This window comes from Burkholderia plantarii, assembly GCF_001411805.1.
Lineage (GTDB): Bacteria > Pseudomonadota > Gammaproteobacteria > Burkholderiales > Burkholderiaceae > Burkholderia > Burkholderia plantarii.
The window spans coordinates 411,905-429,989 of sequence record NZ_CP007213.1 but is presented as its reverse complement, the minus strand read 5'-3'; the positions used below and the strand labels follow the sequence as shown (position 1 = coordinate 429,989).

The 18,085-nt window shown below is 73.0% G+C and carries 12 protein-coding genes; 1 reads left to right on the top strand and 11 read right to left on the bottom strand.

What is annotated here, in order from left to right:
• Positions 1-30: 30 nt before the first annotated feature.
• The 4 genes from bpln_RS19470 to bpln_RS19455 form a co-directional block, all read right to left on the bottom strand.
• On the bottom strand, positions 31-972 hold the full coding sequence (locus bpln_RS19470) for an anti-sigma factor family protein (protein WP_055139726.1): 942 nt from the start codon (positions 970-972) through the stop codon (positions 31-33).
• Between the two features lie 245 nt (positions 973-1,217).
• Entirely contained in the window at positions 1,218-2,333 is a 1,116-nt protein-coding gene (locus tag bpln_RS19465) for a catalase family peroxidase (protein ID WP_082465511.1), read from the bottom strand.
• A gap of 104 nt (positions 2,334-2,437) precedes the next feature.
• Positions 2,438-3,385, bottom strand: a complete 948-nt coding sequence (locus tag bpln_RS19460; protein ID WP_042627046.1) for an anti-sigma factor — start codon at positions 3,383-3,385, stop codon at positions 2,438-2,440.
• Positions 3,382-3,936: an RNA polymerase sigma factor gene (locus tag bpln_RS19455; protein ID WP_055139725.1), complete on the bottom strand. Its 555-nt coding sequence runs from the start codon at positions 3,934-3,936 to the stop codon at positions 3,382-3,384. Before bpln_RS19455 ends, bpln_RS19460 begins: the two co-directional genes overlap by 4 nt.
• 506 nt (positions 3,937-4,442) lie before the next feature.
• Here bpln_RS19455 and tssA point away from each other — a divergent pair.
• Entirely contained in the window at positions 4,443-5,495 is a 1,053-nt protein-coding gene (gene tssA / locus bpln_RS19450; protein WP_055139724.1) for a type VI secretion system protein TssA, read from the top strand.
• A gap of 132 nt (positions 5,496-5,627) precedes the next feature.
• Here tssA and bpln_RS19445 read toward each other — a convergent pair whose 3' ends face one another.
• The 7 genes from bpln_RS19445 to tssK are packed head-to-tail and all read right to left on the bottom strand — an operon-like array spanning position 5,628 to position 18,078.
• Complete coding sequence (locus bpln_RS19445; protein ID WP_148654093.1) at positions 5,628-6,092, bottom strand: hypothetical protein; 465 nt, start codon at positions 6,090-6,092, stop codon at positions 5,628-5,630.
• Positions 6,089-8,950, bottom strand: coding sequence for a serine/threonine-protein kinase (locus tag bpln_RS19440; protein ID WP_055139722.1), 2,862 nt, complete (start codon positions 8,948-8,950; stop codon positions 6,089-6,091). Before bpln_RS19440 ends, bpln_RS19445 begins: the two co-directional genes overlap by 4 nt.
• Before the next feature lie 10 nt (positions 8,951-8,960).
• On the bottom strand, positions 8,961-9,689 hold the full coding sequence (locus bpln_RS19435) for a PP2C family protein-serine/threonine phosphatase (RefSeq protein ID WP_042627042.1): 729 nt from the start codon (positions 9,687-9,689) through the stop codon (positions 8,961-8,963).
• Positions 9,686-11,773: a type VI secretion system-associated protein TagF gene (gene tagF / locus bpln_RS37860; RefSeq protein ID WP_082465510.1), complete on the bottom strand. Its 2,088-nt coding sequence runs from the start codon at positions 11,771-11,773 to the stop codon at positions 9,686-9,688. The genes bpln_RS19435 and tagF overlap by 4 nt, the downstream gene beginning before the upstream one ends.
• Positions 11,770-15,351, bottom strand: a complete 3,582-nt coding sequence (tssM, locus tag bpln_RS19425; RefSeq protein WP_055139721.1) for a type VI secretion system membrane subunit TssM — start codon at positions 15,349-15,351, stop codon at positions 11,770-11,772. Before tssM ends, tagF begins: the two co-directional genes overlap by 4 nt.
• A 4-nt stretch (positions 15,352-15,355) precedes the next feature.
• Positions 15,356-16,735: a type IVB secretion system protein IcmH/DotU gene (icmH, locus tag bpln_RS19420; protein ID WP_042627040.1), complete on the bottom strand. Its 1,380-nt coding sequence runs from the start codon at positions 16,733-16,735 to the stop codon at positions 15,356-15,358.
• Positions 16,732-18,078, bottom strand: a complete 1,347-nt coding sequence (gene tssK / locus bpln_RS19415; RefSeq protein WP_055139720.1) for a type VI secretion system baseplate subunit TssK — start codon at positions 18,076-18,078, stop codon at positions 16,732-16,734. The genes icmH and tssK overlap by 4 nt, the downstream gene beginning before the upstream one ends.
• Positions 18,079-18,085: the final 7 nt, after the last annotated feature.

Below are 18,085 nucleotides of genomic sequence, written 5' to 3'. Positions count from 1 at the left end.
CGAGGCCGCCGGCACCCGCCGCCGCCGGCCTCAGCCCAGATACCCGCTCCGCCCCTCGTGGACGGCGAACATCGCGTCGACGTGGCTGCCCGAGATCTGCCGCGCCACGGCTTCGAGGTTGCCCGAATCGGGCTTGCCGATCAGCGCATAGGACAGTTCGTTCTGCCGCCACGACACCACGGTCATGCCATGCATCTCGCGCTGCGTGATCGACTGGTCGGGGCGCGCGTCCTTCATCACGCAGAGCGCGACGGGCGTGCCGTGTTCGGGCAGGTAGACGATCTGCACGAGCGGCTTGCCGTCGTAGCGCAGGCGATCGACGGCCTTGAACGTGAAGCCGGCCATGCGCAGGTCCGGCACGCGCAGGCGGATGCCGTCGTCGCTGCGGATCGCGCCGACGATCGCCGAGGACACCGCCGGATCGGGCTGGAGGTTCGCGACCGTGTCGCGCGTGTAGAGCTGCTGATAATCGGCGGCGACGCTGATCCACGGCTTCTTCGCGCCGGCCGAGGCGAGCGTCGCGCCGCCACCGGCCACCCCTGACCCGAAACCGCCGGCCGCGAACTGCTGGACCAGGCCGGCGCAGAACGCACCGGCCACGAACGCCGCGGCGAGCCACAGCGCCGGCCGCGCGACCCGCCGCGCCGGCAGCGCATGCACGTTACCGGCCGCCGGCGATGCGGCTTCACGCGGCTCGGGCGCGCCCACGCTCGCGTCCACCGCCGGCTCGCCGGCCGGCCGTGCCTGGGCGGTGCTCGCCATCGCCTCGATCCGCAGGCGCAGCGCATCGGGCAGCTCGGGCAGCCGCTGCGCCGCGAACGCGTCGCGATACGGCAGACGCGAGGCACGCAGGCGCTCCACGCTCTGCCGCAACTCGGACGACTCGGCCAGCGCCTGCTCGACGCGCGCCGCGTCGGCGGCATCGAGCTCGCCGTCGGCATAAGCGATCAGTGTGCTGTCGTCGGGTTTCATCAAGTCGATGGACTCACGAAAGGCGAAAGAGTAGCCGCGATATGAACCGGTTGTTATCGGTATCGGCACTACCGAATTTCCGACCGAATCCGTCGTTCGTTAGCAAACCCCTATGATACCCATAGTTCCGCTTTATGAGCAGATACAACATAAAGTGGAACGGTTTTCCGGCGCCATGTGTCGGGAAGCGCCCCGCGCGGGCCAATCCTCTGCATAACCGATCAATTCGGCGCGGGCCCGGCCGCTCAATGCGCGTGCCGCCGTGCCGCCGCTTCCTCCTGCGTGCGGCGATCGAACGAGACGCGATACGCCGACGAGCGCGCGGCCAGCAACGGGTCCCGGGACGGCGCGATGCCGTCGGGCAGGATGGTCGGATCGAACACGATATCGCGGCACGGCCCGTCGATCTGCGCCTGCGCATGCTCGATCACCACCACCCCGGTGTCGATTCGCAGGCGGCGCGGCGAGCGTGCCCATTGCCGCGTGGAATCGTCGATCGGATCGCCCGGCATCGCGACCTCGAACACTAGATGCCAGCGCAGCGGGCCGTCAGCAAGCCGCATCATGAGGTCATAGGAGAGGAAATCGGGATCGCGCTGCGCGCTCGGGTCGATCGGCCGGTACGGCGCGTCGGGCACCGCCGCCCAGCGCACGAAGCGCCGCACGCCATGCTCGTCGGTGGTGCGGAACGTGCTGATGCCGTAGTACGTCGCGTTGTCGTAGCGCGACGAGGACGGATGCGCCGCCACGTAATCGTGAAACGCGCGCGCCTCCGGATGACGCTCGAGGAACGCGCGCATCCTCGCGGGATCGGCCCGGCCGGTGCGCGGGTCGCGCGCGTCGGCGGCCAGTTGCTCGTAGAGCGCCTGCGGCGTGCGCACCGCGAAGATCGGCACCGAATTCATCGCGAGGCGCCAGTCCGCGTCGTGCGGCAGCGCGATGCGCAGCGCGAAGCTGCGCACCATGCCGGCGGCGTCGGCCTCGCCGGGATCGCCGCCCGGCATCGACAGCCGCCCGACCAGCGGATAGCGGCCCCGCACGAACACGCTCGCGCGCGACAGCAGCGCGCCGCTGCCGTTGCTGTCGAAATGGCCGGTCACGCAGATGCCCTTGGCGTGATTGCGGCGGAAGCCGGGATGCGCGGTGGTGGTGGCCTCGAACGCGTCGACGAGGCGCGGCGCGGTGAGTCGCGACGACAGCCAGCCGCCGCACCAGGCGAACAGCGCGACGAGCGCGGCCGGCGCGCCGAGCACGATGGCCCAGCGCCAGGCGAGTGAACGCCCGCGCGGACGCGGTGCCGAAGGACGGCACGAGACGGCCGGCGCACGGCGCGGCCGGTCGGGCGGGTTATCGGTGGTCATCGACGGTGCCGGCGCGCGGCCCATGCAGCGGTGGTGCCGCGCACCGCGTCGTCAACACCGTGGTCCGCGTCCCGCCGCCCCGCATCGCGCCGCCGCCCCGCCGGTCAGGCTCGACGGCCATGCCCGCCGGTGGTGTCGGCCGCGCCGATCGTGGTGGGCACCTGGCCGTTGTAGAGCTGCTTGCCGAGCGCGTCGAGATCGACGTCGCCGGGCTCGCCGATCAGCGCGTAGCCGAGCTGCCCGCGCCGCCACGCCACCACCGACATGCCGTCGACGCGATGGCCGGCCGGCGCCGCGTCGGCCTTCGCTTCCTTCAGCACGCAGAGGGCGACCGGCTTGCCCTTCTCGGGCAGGTAGACGATCTGCACCAGCGGCTTGTCGTGGAAGCGCAGCCGCTGCACGCGCTTGAACGTGAGCCCCTGGCTGCGCAGGTCGGGAATCTGCAGCGCGAGATCGTCGACCTGATGGATGTCGGCCACGGTGGTGGCCGTCGCGCCCATGTCGGGCTGCAGCGCGGCGATGGTGTCGCGCGAATAGAGCTGCTGGTAGCCGGCCGCGGCCTTGATCCACGGCGTCATGCCGGCATCGTTCGAGGCGGCCAGAAAGCCGCCGCCCGACAGCCGCGGCGCGAACTGCAATGCGAGCCCGCAGCAGAACGCGCCGGCCACGAACGCCACGGCCAGCTTCGGCCACGACACGGCCGGCAACAGCCGGCGCGCGCGCGGCCTGAGCCGATGCACGTTGTGGCCGAGCGGTACATCGGACCGGGCGTCGGGCGCTTCGGATTCCTCTTCATCGGGCATGGCCTGCAGCGGCATGCCGGCGCGATGGCGGCGGATCAGCTCGTCGACGCTGCGCGCGAGCGATTCGGGCACGGGCGGCAGCGCCTGCCTCGCGAAGGCCTCGCCATACGGCAGCCGCGAGGCGCGCAGCAGCGCCACACGCGAGGCGAGTTCCGCCGAGGCGCCGATCGTGGTCTCGATCCGCGCACGGTCCTCGGGCGGCAGTTCGTCGTCCACATAGGCCAACAGGCTGGCGTCGTCGATCGTCATCGCGCGGCTCGCTGGGTGGGAGCGGCGCGCGCGGTGCCCGCGTCGCGCTGGCCGAACTGCGCGCCGATGGTCTGGCGTGCGCGCGAGAGCCGGCTCATCACGGTGCCGATCGGCACCTCGAGCACGTCGGCCGCCTCGGCGTAGCTGAGCCCCTCGACGGCCACCAGCAGCATCACGATGCGCTGCGCCTCGGGCAGGCGCTCGACGGCGGCGATCACCTCGCCGTTCATCACGGTTTCCTCGGGATTGCGCGCGCCCGGATCGGGCACGGTTTCGAGGAAGTTGTCGTCCCAATCCATGCTCGAACGGCTGCGCACGTTGCGCGCGCGCAATTCGTTGATCCAGGTGGAATGGACGATCGAGAACATCCAACTCAGCGGCGAGGTGCCGGGCCGCAATTGATGGGCACGTTCGAGGCCTCGCACGCAGGCGCGCTGCAGCACGTCCTCGGCGTCGTGCTGGTTCCCGCACAGGCGCAGGGAGAACGCCCAGAGCCGTGGCAGCATGCCCGGCAGCAGATTGGGCAGACTCTCGACATCCGCTGTTGACATGGTTGACTGGCTGAAAGCAGGATCGCCGGCTGGCACACCGGGGAAAACTGGCCGTTGCCGGCAGGTTGAACGAGCTCGCGGATTGTACAACGTCCGAAAAACGTTTGCTGCCGCAAAAAACGAAACGGCGAACGCCGCCAACATAGGCAGTTTTCGCATCGCCCGCAAGCGCCGATACGTTGCGTAACACCTGGCGCCCCGGCTTACCTGACGCGGCTGTCAGGGAAACCGGCGAGGCCTCGCGAACGGGTACGCACGCCGATGGGTCGCGTGCGCTGTTTATGGCTACCTAAACGATTCGGCGGCGGTGCCGGCGGGCGGCGGCGGAGGCAAGCGGATGGCGCTTCGCGCCGGGTCCCGCTTCGCGTCGCGGAACGCGTGTTCGCGCGCGGTTCGCGAGCATGAAGCGCGAACGCCGCGCCGCTTCACACGGCGTCGCGGAATATTTCCGCCGCGCCGGGCGTTCTCCAGGATGTCCCGCCCGATCGCCCCACGCACCCGCCAACATGCTGCCATCCGACCCGACCCTGCTGCTCGCCCCGATCGACGACACGGCGCCGACCGGCCCGAACCTCGAATACGACGCCGCCTTCACCGAACTCGAACGCCTCGCGATGCCGACGCCCGAGCGCGCGATGGGCGACAGCCTGAAGGCCGCGCAGGAGCCCGACTGGGACAAGGTGGCAGCCGCCGCCGAGGCGCTGTTCGCGCGCACCAAGGACCTGCGCGTGGCGATCTACCTGACGGCGGCCTACACGCGCCGGCTGGGGCTGGCCGGCTGGGCCGCGGGCCTCGGCCTCGCGCGCGGACTGCTCGAACGCTATTGGGACGAGGTTCATCCGCGGCTCGACGCCGACGACGACAACGATCCGACCGCGCGCGCCAACGCGCTGATGCCGCTCGGCGATCCGCAAAGCGTGCTCGGCTACTTCCGGCTGGTGCCGTTCGTGCAATCGCCGCGCCTGGGCCGCTTCTCGCTGCGCGACCTGCGCGTGGCGACCGGCGCGATCCAGGCCGCGCCGTCGGCCGACGGCGCGCCGCCGCCCACCCTCGTCGATCTCGACGCCTGCTGCCTCGACTGCGCCGAGCCGCAGCTGCCCGACGCGGCCGCGCAGCTGGCCGAGGCGCAGACGCACGCGCAGGCGCTGGCCGCGCTGCTGCGCGAACGGCTCGGCACCTCGAGCCCCGACTTCGCGCATCTGCTGGCCGATCTCGCCGAGCTGCGTAAATTCGTGGACGCGCAGGTGGCCCGGCGCTTTCCGGAACGCGCGGCGGCAACGGCGGCCGATGACGACGCCGGCGCCGGCCCGCAAGCCGCGGCCGCGGCCGACGCCGCGCCGCAACCGGCGCCCGGCCGGATCGCCGGCCACGACGACGTGATTCGCCGCCTCGACGAAATCTGCGACTACTACCAACGAGTCGAGCCGTCCAGCCCGCTGCCGATCCTGCTCAAGCGCGCGCGGCGTCTGGTCGGCAAGAGTTTCATGGAGGTGCTGAAGGACATCGCGCCGGGCGGCCTGTCGGAGCTGCAGACGCTGTCGGGGCCGGACGCCGACTGACGTCGGTCTCGGGCCGGCTGCGTGGGAGTGCTGAAGGAGATCGCGCCGGGCGGTCCGCCGGAGTCGCGGACGCTGTCCCGGCCGGAAACGGACTGACGCCGATCGCGGCCGGCCGAGGGGAGCGCGTTCGGCTCAGCTCATCATCATGAACCAGCAGACGGCGGCGGCCCCCGCCGCCATGCCGAGCAATACGCAAAGGCAGGTCATCAGGCGCGCGCCCCCGCCGCCCACGTCGTCGCGCACGGCCCGTGCCGCCTGCATGCCATCCATGCCATCGCCGTCGCGGTGGCGTTCGGTCCCGGCCCCGTGCAGACCACGCCGTACCGTATCGCGCTCCGTCACGCCCGACGTGTCGCCAAGCGCTTCGAGCAGCGCGCGGCGGCGCCGCCGGTAGGCATCGCGATCGAGCCGGCCCGATCGGTGCATCTCGTCAAGCCCGCGCAATGCGTCGTTGGCCTGCTGCTCGCGTAAGCTCATTGCCGTTCCCTCGTCATCGGCCGCGCGCGCCGTCGCGACGGCGCAAGCCCGCCCTGGCGCGGCGTGCTCGTGGTTGGTTCTTGCGTTTCGGTTCATGCGTTGCCGGATTGCGTCGCTCATCCGCCGCTACCCACCACGCGAGGCTCACCGCCGGCGGTGCCGTCCGTGCCGTCGCTGCCGTCCGCGCCGTTGCCCGCATCGGCCCCGGACGCAGCTCCGGCCGTCGCGCGCAACTGATCCAGCACGGCACCAAGGCCGCCCGGCGGCAGCGGCGTGCTCGCGCCGAGATCGCGTTCGAGCTGCTGCATGCCGGCCGGATCGGCGGACTGCGCCGCCGAGTAGCGCGCGCGCAGGTCCTGGAAGTCGGGATCGGCGATCGGCCGGCCGCGCGCCGCCAGGATCGCCGCCGCCACGAGGTAGCGCTGCGCGGCGGCGCCGAGGCGCGCGTCGCCCTGCACCGCGTCGGCGCCCTGCGAGACGAGGCTCGCCGCCTCGGCCAGCTTGCCGCGCCGCGCCAGCGCGCGCGCGTCGCCGAGGTAGGCGGTGGCCACGAACTGCGGCCCCGCGCCGGTCAGCACCGCGCTGCCGGGCTGCAACGCGCGCAGCCGGTTCAGTGCCGCGAGCGCGCGCGGCCCGTCGCCGGCCGAGGCGGCCAGGCGCAGCGCCTCGACCTGCGCGGCCGGATCGTCGCTCGCGATCTGCTGGTCGATCCGCTGCTGCTGCAACAGCATCAGCATCCGGTCGCGCTGCTCGGCGAGCCCCGGCGAGTGCGGCGCGTAGCGCAGGCCGACCTCCACCAGATCGAGGTACTGGTGCGCGAGCCCCGGATCGCCGACCTGCGCGGCCGCCGCGACGATGCCGTCGGCCAGCGTCTCGACGGCCTTGCCGGTCTCGGGCGCGTCGTCGCCCTGCAGCGCGGCCATCGCGCTCGCCACGCCGTCGAGCCAGGGCTTGCTGGTGGAGGGGCTGGCGGCCAGCACGGTCAGCGCGCGGCGCGCGTCGGCGGCGCTCATCGCGCTGGCCGGCCGGGCCGGCCGCGCGGCGGCCGAGGCGATCTCGGCCGCGAGCTGGTCGCGGCGCCGCCGCAGCCGCGCCGACTCGGGAAACAGCTGCAGGCCGAGCGCGATCCGCGCGCGCGCCTCGTCGTACTTGCCGAGATCGATCGACTGGCCGATCGCCGCGTCGTACTTCAGTTCGAGCCGCGTGCCGCGCAGCAGCGCGCTGCCGGGATCGAGCAGACGGATCCGCTGCAGGACGTCGGCCGCGCTGCCGGGCAAATCCTCGAACAGCGCGTCGCGATCGACCGCTTCGTCGAGCGCGCCGCCGAGCCGCGCGAGCATGTCGGTGCGCTCGTCCTCGATCTGCTGGCGGCGCGCGTCGAACGCGGGCGAGAACAGCTTGAGCCGCTCGCGCATCGCGAACACGCGCTGCACGGCCGCGTAGTCGAAGCGGCCGAGCGGCGGGCTCCAGTACGCGTCGAGCCGCTGCGAAAGGAAATGCAATATCACGTCGCTGCGCGCCAGCACCAGCCGTTCGCGCGCGTCGCTGCCGAGCGCGTCGAGCGCGGCCTGCGCCTGGACCTCGTTGGCATAGCGGTGCGCGTCGCCGTCGGCGAAGCGCGCGATGGCGAGGTCGAGCTCGCGCTGGCGGTGGTGGCCGTGCAGCGCGAAGCCGCCGGCCGCCACCACGGCCGCGACCAGCAGGCCGGCGAAATACGGCGCGAGCCGCTCGCCGCGGCGGCGCGGGCGCAGCCCCTCGACCAGCGCGCCGATAGTCTGCAGCCGATGCTCGCCGCGAAACGCCACCGCCTCGCAGAGCGCGCGGTACTGGCGGCGCGGCAGCCCCGGCACGGCCGGCGGCAGCGCGCCGCTCGCCAGCGCCACCTCGGCGCTGTGGCGCTCGAACGGATGATGGCCGGTCAGCAGCTCGAAGATCACGCAGCCGAGCGCGTAGACGTCGTCGCGCACCGCCGGATCGGCGCCCTGGATCATCTCCAGGCTCGCGTAGGCCGGCGTCAGCGCGCCGAGCGTGCCGGCGTCGAACACGGTCTGCTCGCCGGCCGCGCCGGCGCGCGCGTTGCCGGCGCGCGCGATGCCGAAGTCGAACACCTTCGGCACGCCGTCGCGCGTGACCATCACGTTGCCGGGCTTGAAGTCGGAATGCACGATGCCGCTCGCGTGCGCGCGCTGCAACGCGCGCGCCATCCCGTCGATGAGCGGCCACGCCTCGCGCAGCGGCATCCCCGACGGACGCTCGCGAATCAGCGTGCGCAGGTCGGTGCCGTCGATGTACTCCATCGTCATGAAGACGATCGTGCCGTCCTTGTCGAAATCGTAGACGTGGACGATATGGTCGTCGGCCAGCTTCTGCGCGCGCCGCGCCTCGCGCTGCAACGCGATCAGCGAATCCGGGTGGCGCCGGAACTCGTCGTTGAGCACCTTCACGGCCAGGTACGGATCGCGGTCGCGCGCCTCCACCTTGCGCTCGTCGCGCGCGAGGTAGACCACGCCCATGCCGCCGCGCCCCAGCTCGCGTTCGAGCAGGAAGCGGCCCTTGAGCAGCGTGCCGACCGTGGCGTGGTCGCCGCCCTGGGCGCTGGCGATGCGCCGCCAGCTCTCGCGGCTCAGGCTGTCGGACCGCGTGCCGCCTCCCCCGATGCGCGCGAGCGGGCGCACCACCACGGTGGCGTCGTCGTCGGCCGATGCGGTGTGCGCGGCGGACCGCGCCGTGGCGTCGTTCACGCCGGGCCGCCCGACCTGCACGAGCGTCAGGTCGCCGTGGGCGGTCGCCGCGTGCGCGGTGCGGCTCGTCGTGGCGGCGGCCGGGCTCGGCGGGCCGCGGCGGGCCGGTTGCGGGCCGCGCGAGGGGCGCCGTGCGGAACCGCGTGCGAGACGGTCGGCGAGGCGGCGCTCGACGCCGGCCAGGAGCCGCCGCCAGCGCAGGCGGCCCGCGTTCGGAAGTGCGTGGGGATCATTCATCGGGAAGCGCTCAGGGAGCCTCGAGCCGCACGATCACGGCCGAGAGGTTGTCGCGCGCACGGCGCGCGAGCGACAGTTCGAACAGGTGGTCCACCAGCTGCCGGGGTTCGGCCGGCTGCCGCCGGAACGCGTCGGCCAGCTCGGCATCGCTCAGTTCCTTGTTGATGCCGTCCGAGCAGAGCAGGAACTGCACGCCGGGCCGGCTGCCGGCCACGGCCCAGTCGAGGAACAGCGCGTCCTCCACGCCCACCGCGCGCGTCAGCACGCCCGCACCGGGCGCCGGCGGCGGCGTGCCGTTGAAGCCGTAGTGCGTGACGTCGACGGGCTGGCCGTGGACGTGGTCGCGCGTGAGCTGCGCGAGGCGCCCTTCCTCGTGGACGTAGACGCGGCTGTCGCCCACCCAGCCGCACAGCACGAAGGCCGGATCGTGGACCACCAGCGCGACGGTCGAGCCGATCACGTCCACCTGCCGGGCGCGCGCGGCGTCGCGCAGCTCGGTGTTCACCTGCTGCAGGCATTCCTCGATCGCGACGGCGAACGCGTGGACGTCGCCATCGCGCGTCAGCGCGCCGAGCCGCTCGACGATCAGCGCGCTGGCGACATCGCCGGCCGCGTGGCCGCCGAGCCCGTCGGCCACGGCCCACAGGCCGAGGTCGTCGCGCACCAGGATCGCGTCTTCGTTGCGACGGCGCACCTTGCCCGTCTCGGTGTGGCCGGCGGAGCGGCAGCGCGTGTTCATGCATGGACTCCGAGGACCGCGAGCGGCCAGTGGGCGGATGGCGCGGCGAGGCCGGCACGCCGCGCAAGGTGGGCGCTGGCGTCGTCGCAGGTCGGCAGCGCGAGCGCATCGGCGAGGCACTCGCGCGGCAGGCCCAGCAGCGCGCGCGTGGCGAGCAGCAGCACGCGGTCGCCGGCTTCGAGGTGAAGCGTGGCCGCGTCTCGGTCGGGCTCGCCGGCCGAGCCGATGCCGGGCATCGCGAGCCATGCGTCGCCGAACAGCAGATCGTCGAATTCGCCGCCGGCGCCGGCCGTGCGCTCGACGAACGGTGCTTGCAGCACGCCGCGCCGCCAGTGCCAGACGGCGGCTGCGCCGAAGCGCAGGAGGTGGACGGAAGCGCCGCTGAAACGGGCGACCAGGGCCGCGCCGTTTTCGGGCGGCGTGGTAGCGCGGGCGGTGGCGCGCAGCCGGGCGTGCAGCGTGAGCAGCGCGCCGGGCAGGCCGGCGGGATCGGTCGCGTGCGCGGCGGCGGTCGCGCGGATCGCGCGCGCGGCGATGCGGGTCGCGGCGGGGGCTGACGTTGTGTCGAACGCGTCGTCGTCGGCGCTCAGTACCAGCGTGCGGCCGTGGTCGAGCCACAGCGCGCAGGCTGATTCGTCGTGGACGGCCGGGGCACGTGGATCGGCGGACGCGGGCATCGCGGTCGAATGCGGGCGGTGTTCGCCCAGGCTCGATGCCGATGACGGCAACGCGGCGTGCAGGCGACCGGCGGGCGGGCCGCCGTTGCCGGCATCCGTGGCCGTGCCGTCGATGCCCGCTTCGTCGTCGAGCCAATCGGCGTGAATCGTGGCCGCTTCGGTGGCGGTCGGGGCCGGCTTCGACGCATGCGGATCGATATCGGTGAACAGGGCGCCGTTCGCAACCGCCTTCGCCGTGCCGCCAGCGTTCGCCTCGCCATCGAGCCAATCGGCGCGAATCGTGGCCGCCGCGGCATCGACCGGGGCCGAGGCATGCGCAACGATGCTCGCGGGCCGATCGCCGTTCGCAACCTCTTTCGCCATGTCGTCAGCGCCCGCTTCGCCGCCGAGCCAACCGGCGCGAATCGTGGCCGCCATGGCATCGACCAGGGCCGACAAACGCGAATCCATATTCGTCTCGATCCGGCCGCCACTCGCAACCGCCTTCGCCGTGCCGCCAGCGCTCGCCTCGCCATCGAGCCAATCGGCGCGAATCGTGGCCGCCGCGGCATCGACCGGGGCCGAGGCATGCGCGACGACATCCGCGAGCCGACCGCCGTTCGCAACCCTCGCCGCCATACCGCTAGCGCCCGCCTCGCCACCGATCCCATCCGCGCGAATCGTATCCGCCTGGACATCGACCGAAGCCGACGCACGTGAATCACCGCCCGCGAACAGGTCGGCGAGATCACCATCCCGAGCGGCACCAGCCAGCCCCGCCGGCTCCAGCAACGCCGCATGGCTGCGCGGCAGCCCGCGCGTCGCGAGCAGGCGCGTCGCACCAGCCGTCCACCACAGGCACCACGGCCCGGGCCGCAGGCAAAGCTGCCGCCACGCCTCGACCAGCATCACGCCGGCGGCCGCCGCGCCCGGCATGTCGAGCCGCCATTGCCCTTCATCCCAGGGCAGCGCGCGCCAGCGCGCCGACAGATCGGCCCCGCCCGCCAGCGGCGGCGGCAGCGCGGCCACGCGCGCGTCGAACGTCTCGACGCTGGCCGCGTCGGCCTGCGCGCCGCGATAGACGCGCTCGAGCGCGTCGAACCACGCCGCGTTGCCGAGGATCCGCGCGACGTCGCCGGTGCAGGGCGCGGCGAGCACCATCGGGAACGCGCGGCCGAGCCGGTCGAGCGCCGGCCCCACCAGCCCGCACCAGGCGCCGCGGCCGCACACCTGCGGCGGCAGCACGAAGCGCCAGGCCGGCCCGTCGCGCCACGCCTGCGCCCAGCGCTCGCCCAGCTCGCGCCGGCCGGTCTCCATCGCGCGCTGGAAATGCCGATCCCAGCCCTCGATGAAATCGGCCGGCAGCCGCCGCTTCACGAAATCGCCGGCGCCCGGCAGCTTGCCGTGGAAACCCACGCCGCCGCTCATCGCGGGCACCTGAAGCGCCGCACGGCGTCGTCGGCGAACGGATTGCGCAGGCTGGCCGGCTGGATCGGCAGCTTCACCGCGTGACCGCCGAAATCGAAGCTCGCCACGAAGCGCAGCTCGCCCTGCTTCTGCAGCCGCCCCGCGTCGAGCGCATGGAACAGCGCCCAGTCGCCGTCGAACCTGTAGGGCGTGCCGAGCGGATGATTCGCGCCGTCGAACGCGCTGATCACCACGTGCCCCGGCTGCGGCCCGGGCCACGTCATCGCGCTCGACGCGGCGCTCGCGCCGTTCGCGGCGAACTCGTACTTCTGCCCGTCCACCTCCACCACCACGCGCGCGACCGCCGTGTCGAACTGCGGCGCGAGCAGCGTGAAGCCGACGTGCGGCTGCGCGGCGTCGCCGAAATAGTCCTGCCGGATCCGGTCGGCGAGCTGCGCGCCGGCCAGCACGCCGGCCGGCCCGGACGGCAGGTCCGGCTTCCAGCGCCAGCTGCTCGCGCCGGTATCGACACGCGCGGCCAGCGTGCTCTTGAAGAAGCCGTCGAAGCGCCCGCCGCCGCCGAACAGCTCGGCGAAGTTCTGCAGCGGGATGTCCGACGCGCCGCCCGCCGCGAACGGATAGCGGCCATCGACGAAGTTCGCGCAGTCGTTGCCGGCCGCCGCGCGGAACTGCTCGGCCAGCGCGGCGCTGCCGCCGCTCGCCACCAGGTCGGCGCTCTTGCCGGTCAGGCCCGAGATCAGCCCCGCCACCTGCGGCGGCAGCTGCTGCGCCTCCTGCCGCGCCGACAGCAGCGCGGGATTGTTCTGCGCGGCGGGGTCGCTCAGGTCGTTCATCGTCAGGAGCGTCTTGCCGAGCTGGTCGAGCACGCCGATCGTGTGATCGAGCGGCGTGGCGCCGGGCGTGCCGACGCTCAGCGCGTCGATCGCCGCGAAGTGCTGCTCGATCGCGGCGCCAGGCGCGGCGCCCTCCGATGCGTTCGCGTTGCGGCCGGCCAGCGTCACGCCGTAGGGCAGCGGCGCGCCGGCGGTGCGCAGTTCGCCGGCGAGCTTCGTGTTCAGCGCGCGCCGCGCGGCCAGGTTCTCGCCGACCGTCTTCGCCTGCTGAGCGGCCGGGTCGGCATCGGCCACCGCGCCCGATGCCGCCGCGCCGTTCTGGCCGCGCAGCAGGTCGCTGGTGTTGTCGCGCACGAGATTCAGCAGCGCCTTGAGCGGCGAACTCGGCCCGGACAGCTTCGCGGCCACCGTGCTCGCGTCGCGCAGGTTCGCCACCGGCTGCAGCTGCAGGTCGGACAGCAGCGCGTCCCAGTTGCGGATGTAGTCCTGCTCGTAGAGCGCCAGCACCTGCTGCGCGTAGCGCGAGCGCGCGAGCGGATCGACGCGGCCGGTGTCGAACACCCAGTAGTCCCTGACGAAGCCGTCCACCGCGCGGTCGAGGCCGCCCGTGGCCTCGTAGGCGAAAACCGGCCGCGTGAACAGCACCGGCAGCGGCTGCGCGAGCGGCGTGCCGCTGCGGCGGCGGAACACGTCGCCGAGCAGCCCGAGCGCCGCGTCGAGGCGCAGCGGCGAGACGCCCGAGCGATCGGCGTCGAGCTTCACGCTGCCGTAGATCAGCGTGGCGAGATCGGCCGTCTTCAGCGTGGCGCGCGCCTGGTCGATCAGTGCACCGTCGAGCGTGAGCGCGCGCGGCGCGGGCGTATCGCGCAGGCGCGCCGAGAAGTGCCGGTCGAGCGCGGCGCGGATCGCCGGATCGTCGGGAAACAGGCGCTGCCATTCGAGGCGCGCCAGCGCGGCCAGTTCGCTCGCGTCCAGATGCTGCGGCAGGCCCAGCATCAGATAGCCCTTCAGGTAGTCGTAGAGCGCCTGCGGATCGTTCGCGCTGGCGCCGAGCCCGTCGCGGAACCGCGCGCCCACGCCGGGCAGCAGCGTGCCGTCGAGTTCGCGCAGGTAGGCGTCGTGCGCCCGTGCCGTCAGCGCGCGGCCCTGGAACAGGCCGAAGCGCATCGGCAGCGGCACGTGATCGCGATAGCGGCCGGCCGAGTCGAGCGTGCCGGCGATCACCTCGAGCCGCGCCAGCGCGCGCGCGAAATACGTGCGGATGTCGGGTACGCCGGCGAGCGTTTCGGCGCCGGGCAGATCCGTCAGCGTCGCCTGCACCTCGGCCACGTAGGCGCGGTTGCGCGCGTAGCTGGTCGCGAAGCCGGCCACCATCAGCACCGTGAACAGCGCGATGCCCGCATAGGCGCCGATCTGCAGCAGCCGCTTGCGCCGTTCGAGCCGCGGATCGGTGCCGGCCAGCCCCGATTCGCGGAACAGCACGTCCTTGAGCAGCCGCTCGACGAAGTAGGTGCGCCGCTGCGTGTTGCCCGGCTGCACGCGCGCCGCGTCCACGCCGAAGGTGCGCGCCACGGCGCTCAGCATCCGGTCGATCGGCGCGCCCTCCTGGGTGCCCGAGGTCAGGTAGGCGCCGCGCAGCAGCGGCGGCGTGCCGTATTCGTTGCGCCCGAAGGTGCCCTCCACGAACTGCCGCGCGATCTCGCGAAACGCGCCGAGCTGCTGCGGGAAGCCCAGCACCGCCGCGCGCCGGCCGCGATCGCGCTCGGCGTGCAGCCGCTCGATCAGGCGCGTGCCGAGCCGCTCCAGCAGCAGGTCGTACTCGCCGGCGAAGCGGCCGCAGGCGCTGCCGTCGAGGCTGGCCGCGAGCGGGAACGTGGTGCCCCACACCTGCGCGCGCAGCTCGGGGCCGAGATCGTCGAAGAACTCGCCGAAGCCGGCCACCAGATCGCATTTCGTGAACATCAGGTAGACCGGCACGGCCACCTTCAGGTGCTGCGTCAGCTCGTCGAGGCGCCGCCGCACGGCGCGGATGTGCTGCTGGCGCTGCGCGTCGTCGAAGCCGAGCAGGTCCGACACGCTGATCGTCACGATCACGCCGTTCAGCGGCCGGCGCCGGCGGTAGCGGCGCAGCAGCGCGAGGAACGCCTGCCACGCCGACGCGTCGGCCGCCGCGTCGGAATCCTGGGTGGTGTAGCGGCCGGCCGTGTCGAGGAACACGGCCTCGTCGGTGAACCACCAGTCGCAGTCGCGCGTGCCGCCGATGCCGCGCAGCGCCTGGCTGCCGAAGCGCTCGGACAGCGGGAAGTCGAGCCCCGAGTTCTGCAGCAGCGTGCTCTTGCCCGAGCCGGGCGGCCCGATCACCACGTACCACGGCAGCGCGTAGAGGTTGCGGCCGTTGCGGCGCGTGCGGCGCAGCGTGTCGATCGCCTCGCGAAAGCGCTGCCGCAGCTGCGCGCGTTCGGCGTCGCCGGGCTCGCCGGCCGCGAGCCGCGCCTCCTGCCCGGCCAGCTCGCCGGACAGCCGCGCCGTCTTTTGGCGCGCACGCCATTGCAGCAGCTGCTCGACCGCCAGCCACGCCAGCACGATCGCGAGGATCAGCGCGAGCCGCGCGGCGGCGCCGGCGAGCGGCTGGTGATCGCCGATGCCGAGGTAGGGGCCGCCGAGCCAGATCAGCACGGCGATCAGCGCGAGGCCGAGCGCCACCGCGAACCACCGGGAGCGCGCCCAGGTCTTCAGGCTGTTCATGGGTTCAGTGCTCCGGGAGATAGAGGATTTCCACGCGCCGGTTGCGCGCGCGGTTCTCGGGCAGGTTCGCCGGCGTGGCGAGCGGCTGCGAGGCGCCGGCGCCGTTCGCCTCCAGCCGCCTCGGATCGTCGAGCCCCTGCGCGAGGATCGCGAGCGTGTTGCGCGCGCGTGCCGTGGACAGTTCGAAGTTGTCCTTGAACGTCAGCGAGCGGATCGGCTGGTCGTCGGTATGGCCCACCACGATCACGCGGCCCTTCACGCGGTTCAGCGCGGCGGCCACCTGGCGCAGCAGCGGCGCCTCGGCCGGCGCGATCTCGGCGCCGCCCGACGGAAACAGCAGGCCGGCGGCGAGGCGCACCGTGGCGCGGCCGTCGGGCTGCTCGTCCACGCTCAGCGCGCCGGCCTGTTCGAGCGGCGCGAGCAGCGCCTTCAGGTCGGGGCCGGCCGGCGCCGGCGCGGCGTCGCCCTGCGGCGGCGGCGCATGTTCGAGGCCGATCGCGGCCAGCTGCGCGCTGACCGGCTCGGCCAGGCCGTTCAGCTTCGTGAAAAAGTAGAGGAAGCTGGCCAGCAGGATCACGGCCGAGGCCGCCAGCGCGACCCACGGCGGCACGTGGCGCATCACCGGATTGCGGCGGTCCTCCACGCCGCGCCAGTGCGGCGCGAGCTCGGCCGCCGGCGCCTCGCGCAGGCCGCGAATCCGGCGGTACAGGTCGTCCTGGATGTCGGCGAGCCGGCCCAGACCGCCCGGCTCGACCAGATAGCGGCCGCCGAAGCCGAGCGCGAGGCAGATGTACATCAGCTCGATCAGGTCGAGATGGCGCGAGAAATCCACGCCGAGGCGATCGAGGATCTGGAAGAACTTCGCGCCGCCGTAGGTCTCGCCATGGAACGTGACGAGCAGCGTCTGCTGCGCCCAGCCGCTCGCATCGCCCCACGGCGCGTTGTTGACGGCCTCGTCGAGCAGCGTGCAGAGCACGTAGCGCGCGGCCATGACGGTCTGCGTGTTGATGCCGGCGCCCTGCGCGTGGCGCTCGAAGCCGTGGACCTGCGCCACGGCCTGCTCGCGCAGCCGCGCGACGTCGGCCGGCGGCGCGACGCTGTGGCGAAGCTGCACCGTCAGCTGCAGCAGCGGGTTGGCCGCGCGCACCAGCGGGTTGGCCACGCCGGTCATGAAATCGGCAAGCTCGGCGCGCGGCGCCGTGCGCGCGGGGGTCGGGCCAGCGGCGCGGGACGCGGCGGCGTCGAATCTCCCCGCGGCGTCGGCCGAGGGCGCGCGCGGCGCCATGATGCGCGTCGCGTCGTCGGCGCCGGCGCTGCCTTGCGGGCGCAGCACGGTGGCGTCGATGCGCAGCGCGCGGTCGGGTTGGCGGCGCTCGTCGTTCATGCGCGCACCGCCCAGAATTGCAGGTCGAGGCCCGCGAAGCCGCTGCCGAAATGCATCGCGATGCCGCCCGAGGTCTTCAGCATCCGCCACATCGACGAGTTGCGGTCGCATTCGAAATAGAGGAAGCCCGAGGTGTAGGGCAGCTGGCGCGGCGCGACCGCCATCGGCGACACGCCGATGCCGGGCAGCTGCAGGTTGACGAGATCGCGGATCTTCTCGACCGGGCCGATCTTCGACTGCGCGGGCAGCTGCCGGCGCATGTCCTCGGCCTTCATGTCGGCCTTCGCGGCCAGCACGAAGGTGGCGGTGTCGAGCAGCGTCGGGTCCGGCACCACGCCCACCCACACGCCGTACTTGCGCTGCTGCAGCGGGATCGGCACGGCGCTCTGCTCCAGCACCGCGCTCAGCGCGACGCGCAGCGCGGCGATCACGGGCTCGAAGCTCTCGCGCAGCTGCTCGTGCCGGTACGGCGCAAACGCGGGCGCGCGCTTGCCCGGCGCCGTGAAGGTGGCGAGTTCGCCAGCCAGCCCCACCAGCACGCGGTACAGCGCCTCCGGATGCAGCAGCGGCGCGGCGGCCAGATGCGCGACGAGCGGCTGGCAGCGGTTGATCACCTGCAGCATCAGGAAATCGGCGATCTCGGCCGCGCCGCCGCGATCGGTCTCGGCCACGCGCGCGGCCAGCGCCTCGCCGCGCTGGTGCAGCAGGCCGAGCAGCTCGGAGAGGAACATCACGAGCCGGTCGGCCGCCTCGACGGCCTGCGCGCTCGGCATGAAGCCCTCGTCGAGCACCACCCGGCGGTCGGCGCGGCACTCGATCACGCGCGCGAGCGGAATCCGCATCAAGCCCTCGGCGGGCTGCGCATCGGGCACGAGGCGCGTACACATGCCGGCCACCTCGAGCGCGGTCAGCCCTTCCGTGCTGCCCGAGGCGTCGCGTACCTCGGTCTCGCGCACCTGGAAGCGATGCAGCGCATCGTCGCCGGGCTTGCCGGCATCGGCCCAGGCGCTGTCGGGCCGGGTGGGCGAGCGCAGCGGCAGCGTCAGGTGGATCACCTGATCGCGCCAGTTCGGCTCGATGTCGAGCGGGGGCGGCAGCGGATCGTCGCCGGGCATCGCGAACGGCGTGCCGTCGGGGAACACGCCGCGCGCGCGCTTGATGCCGAGCTTGCCGATCGCGAGCAGGTCGCTTTCGAGTTCGAGCGACTGGAAGCCCCAGGCATGCGGGCTCAGCGCGCCGGCGCGCAGCTCCACGTAGCGCTCGAAATAGCGCTCCTGCTGCTGCATGTGCTGCGGCCGCAGAAACAGGCCTTCGCTCCAGATGACTTTGTTGCTTTGGGTCATGTCGTCA

Bases quoted from the DNA above. Each gene is read 5' to 3' on its own strand.
- bpln_RS19470 (WP_055139726.1), bottom strand. From the start codon at position 972: ATGAAACCCGACGACAGCACACTGATCGCTTATGCCGACGGCGAGCTC.
- bpln_RS19465 (WP_082465511.1), bottom strand. From the start codon at position 2,333: ATGACCACCGATAACCCGCCCGACCGGCCGCGCCGTGCGCCGGCCGTC.
- bpln_RS19460 (WP_042627046.1), bottom strand. From the start codon at position 3,385: ATGACGATCGACGACGCCAGCCTGTTGGCCTATGTGGACGACGAACTG.
- bpln_RS19455 (WP_055139725.1), bottom strand. From the start codon at position 3,936: ATGTCAACAGCGGATGTCGAGAGTCTGCCCAATCTGCTGCCGGGCATG.
- tssA (WP_055139724.1), top strand. From the start codon at position 4,443: ATGCTGCCATCCGACCCGACCCTGCTGCTCGCCCCGATCGACGACACG.
- bpln_RS19445 (WP_148654093.1), bottom strand. From the start codon at position 6,092: ATGAGCGACGCAATCCGGCAACGCATGAACCGAAACGCAAGAACCAAC.
- bpln_RS19440 (WP_055139722.1), bottom strand. From the start codon at position 8,950: ATGAATGATCCCCACGCACTTCCGAACGCGGGCCGCCTGCGCTGGCGG.
- bpln_RS19435 (WP_042627042.1), bottom strand. From the start codon at position 9,689: ATGAACACGCGCTGCCGCTCCGCCGGCCACACCGAGACGGGCAAGGTG.
- tagF (WP_082465510.1), bottom strand. From the start codon at position 11,773: ATGAGCGGCGGCGTGGGTTTCCACGGCAAGCTGCCGGGCGCCGGCGAT.
- tssM (WP_055139721.1), bottom strand. From the start codon at position 15,351: ATGAACAGCCTGAAGACCTGGGCGCGCTCCCGGTGGTTCGCGGTGGCG.
- icmH (WP_042627040.1), bottom strand. From the start codon at position 16,735: ATGAACGACGAGCGCCGCCAACCCGACCGCGCGCTGCGCATCGACGCC.
- tssK (WP_055139720.1), bottom strand. From the start codon at position 18,078: ATGACCCAAAGCAACAAAGTCATCTGGAGCGAAGGCCTGTTTCTGCGG.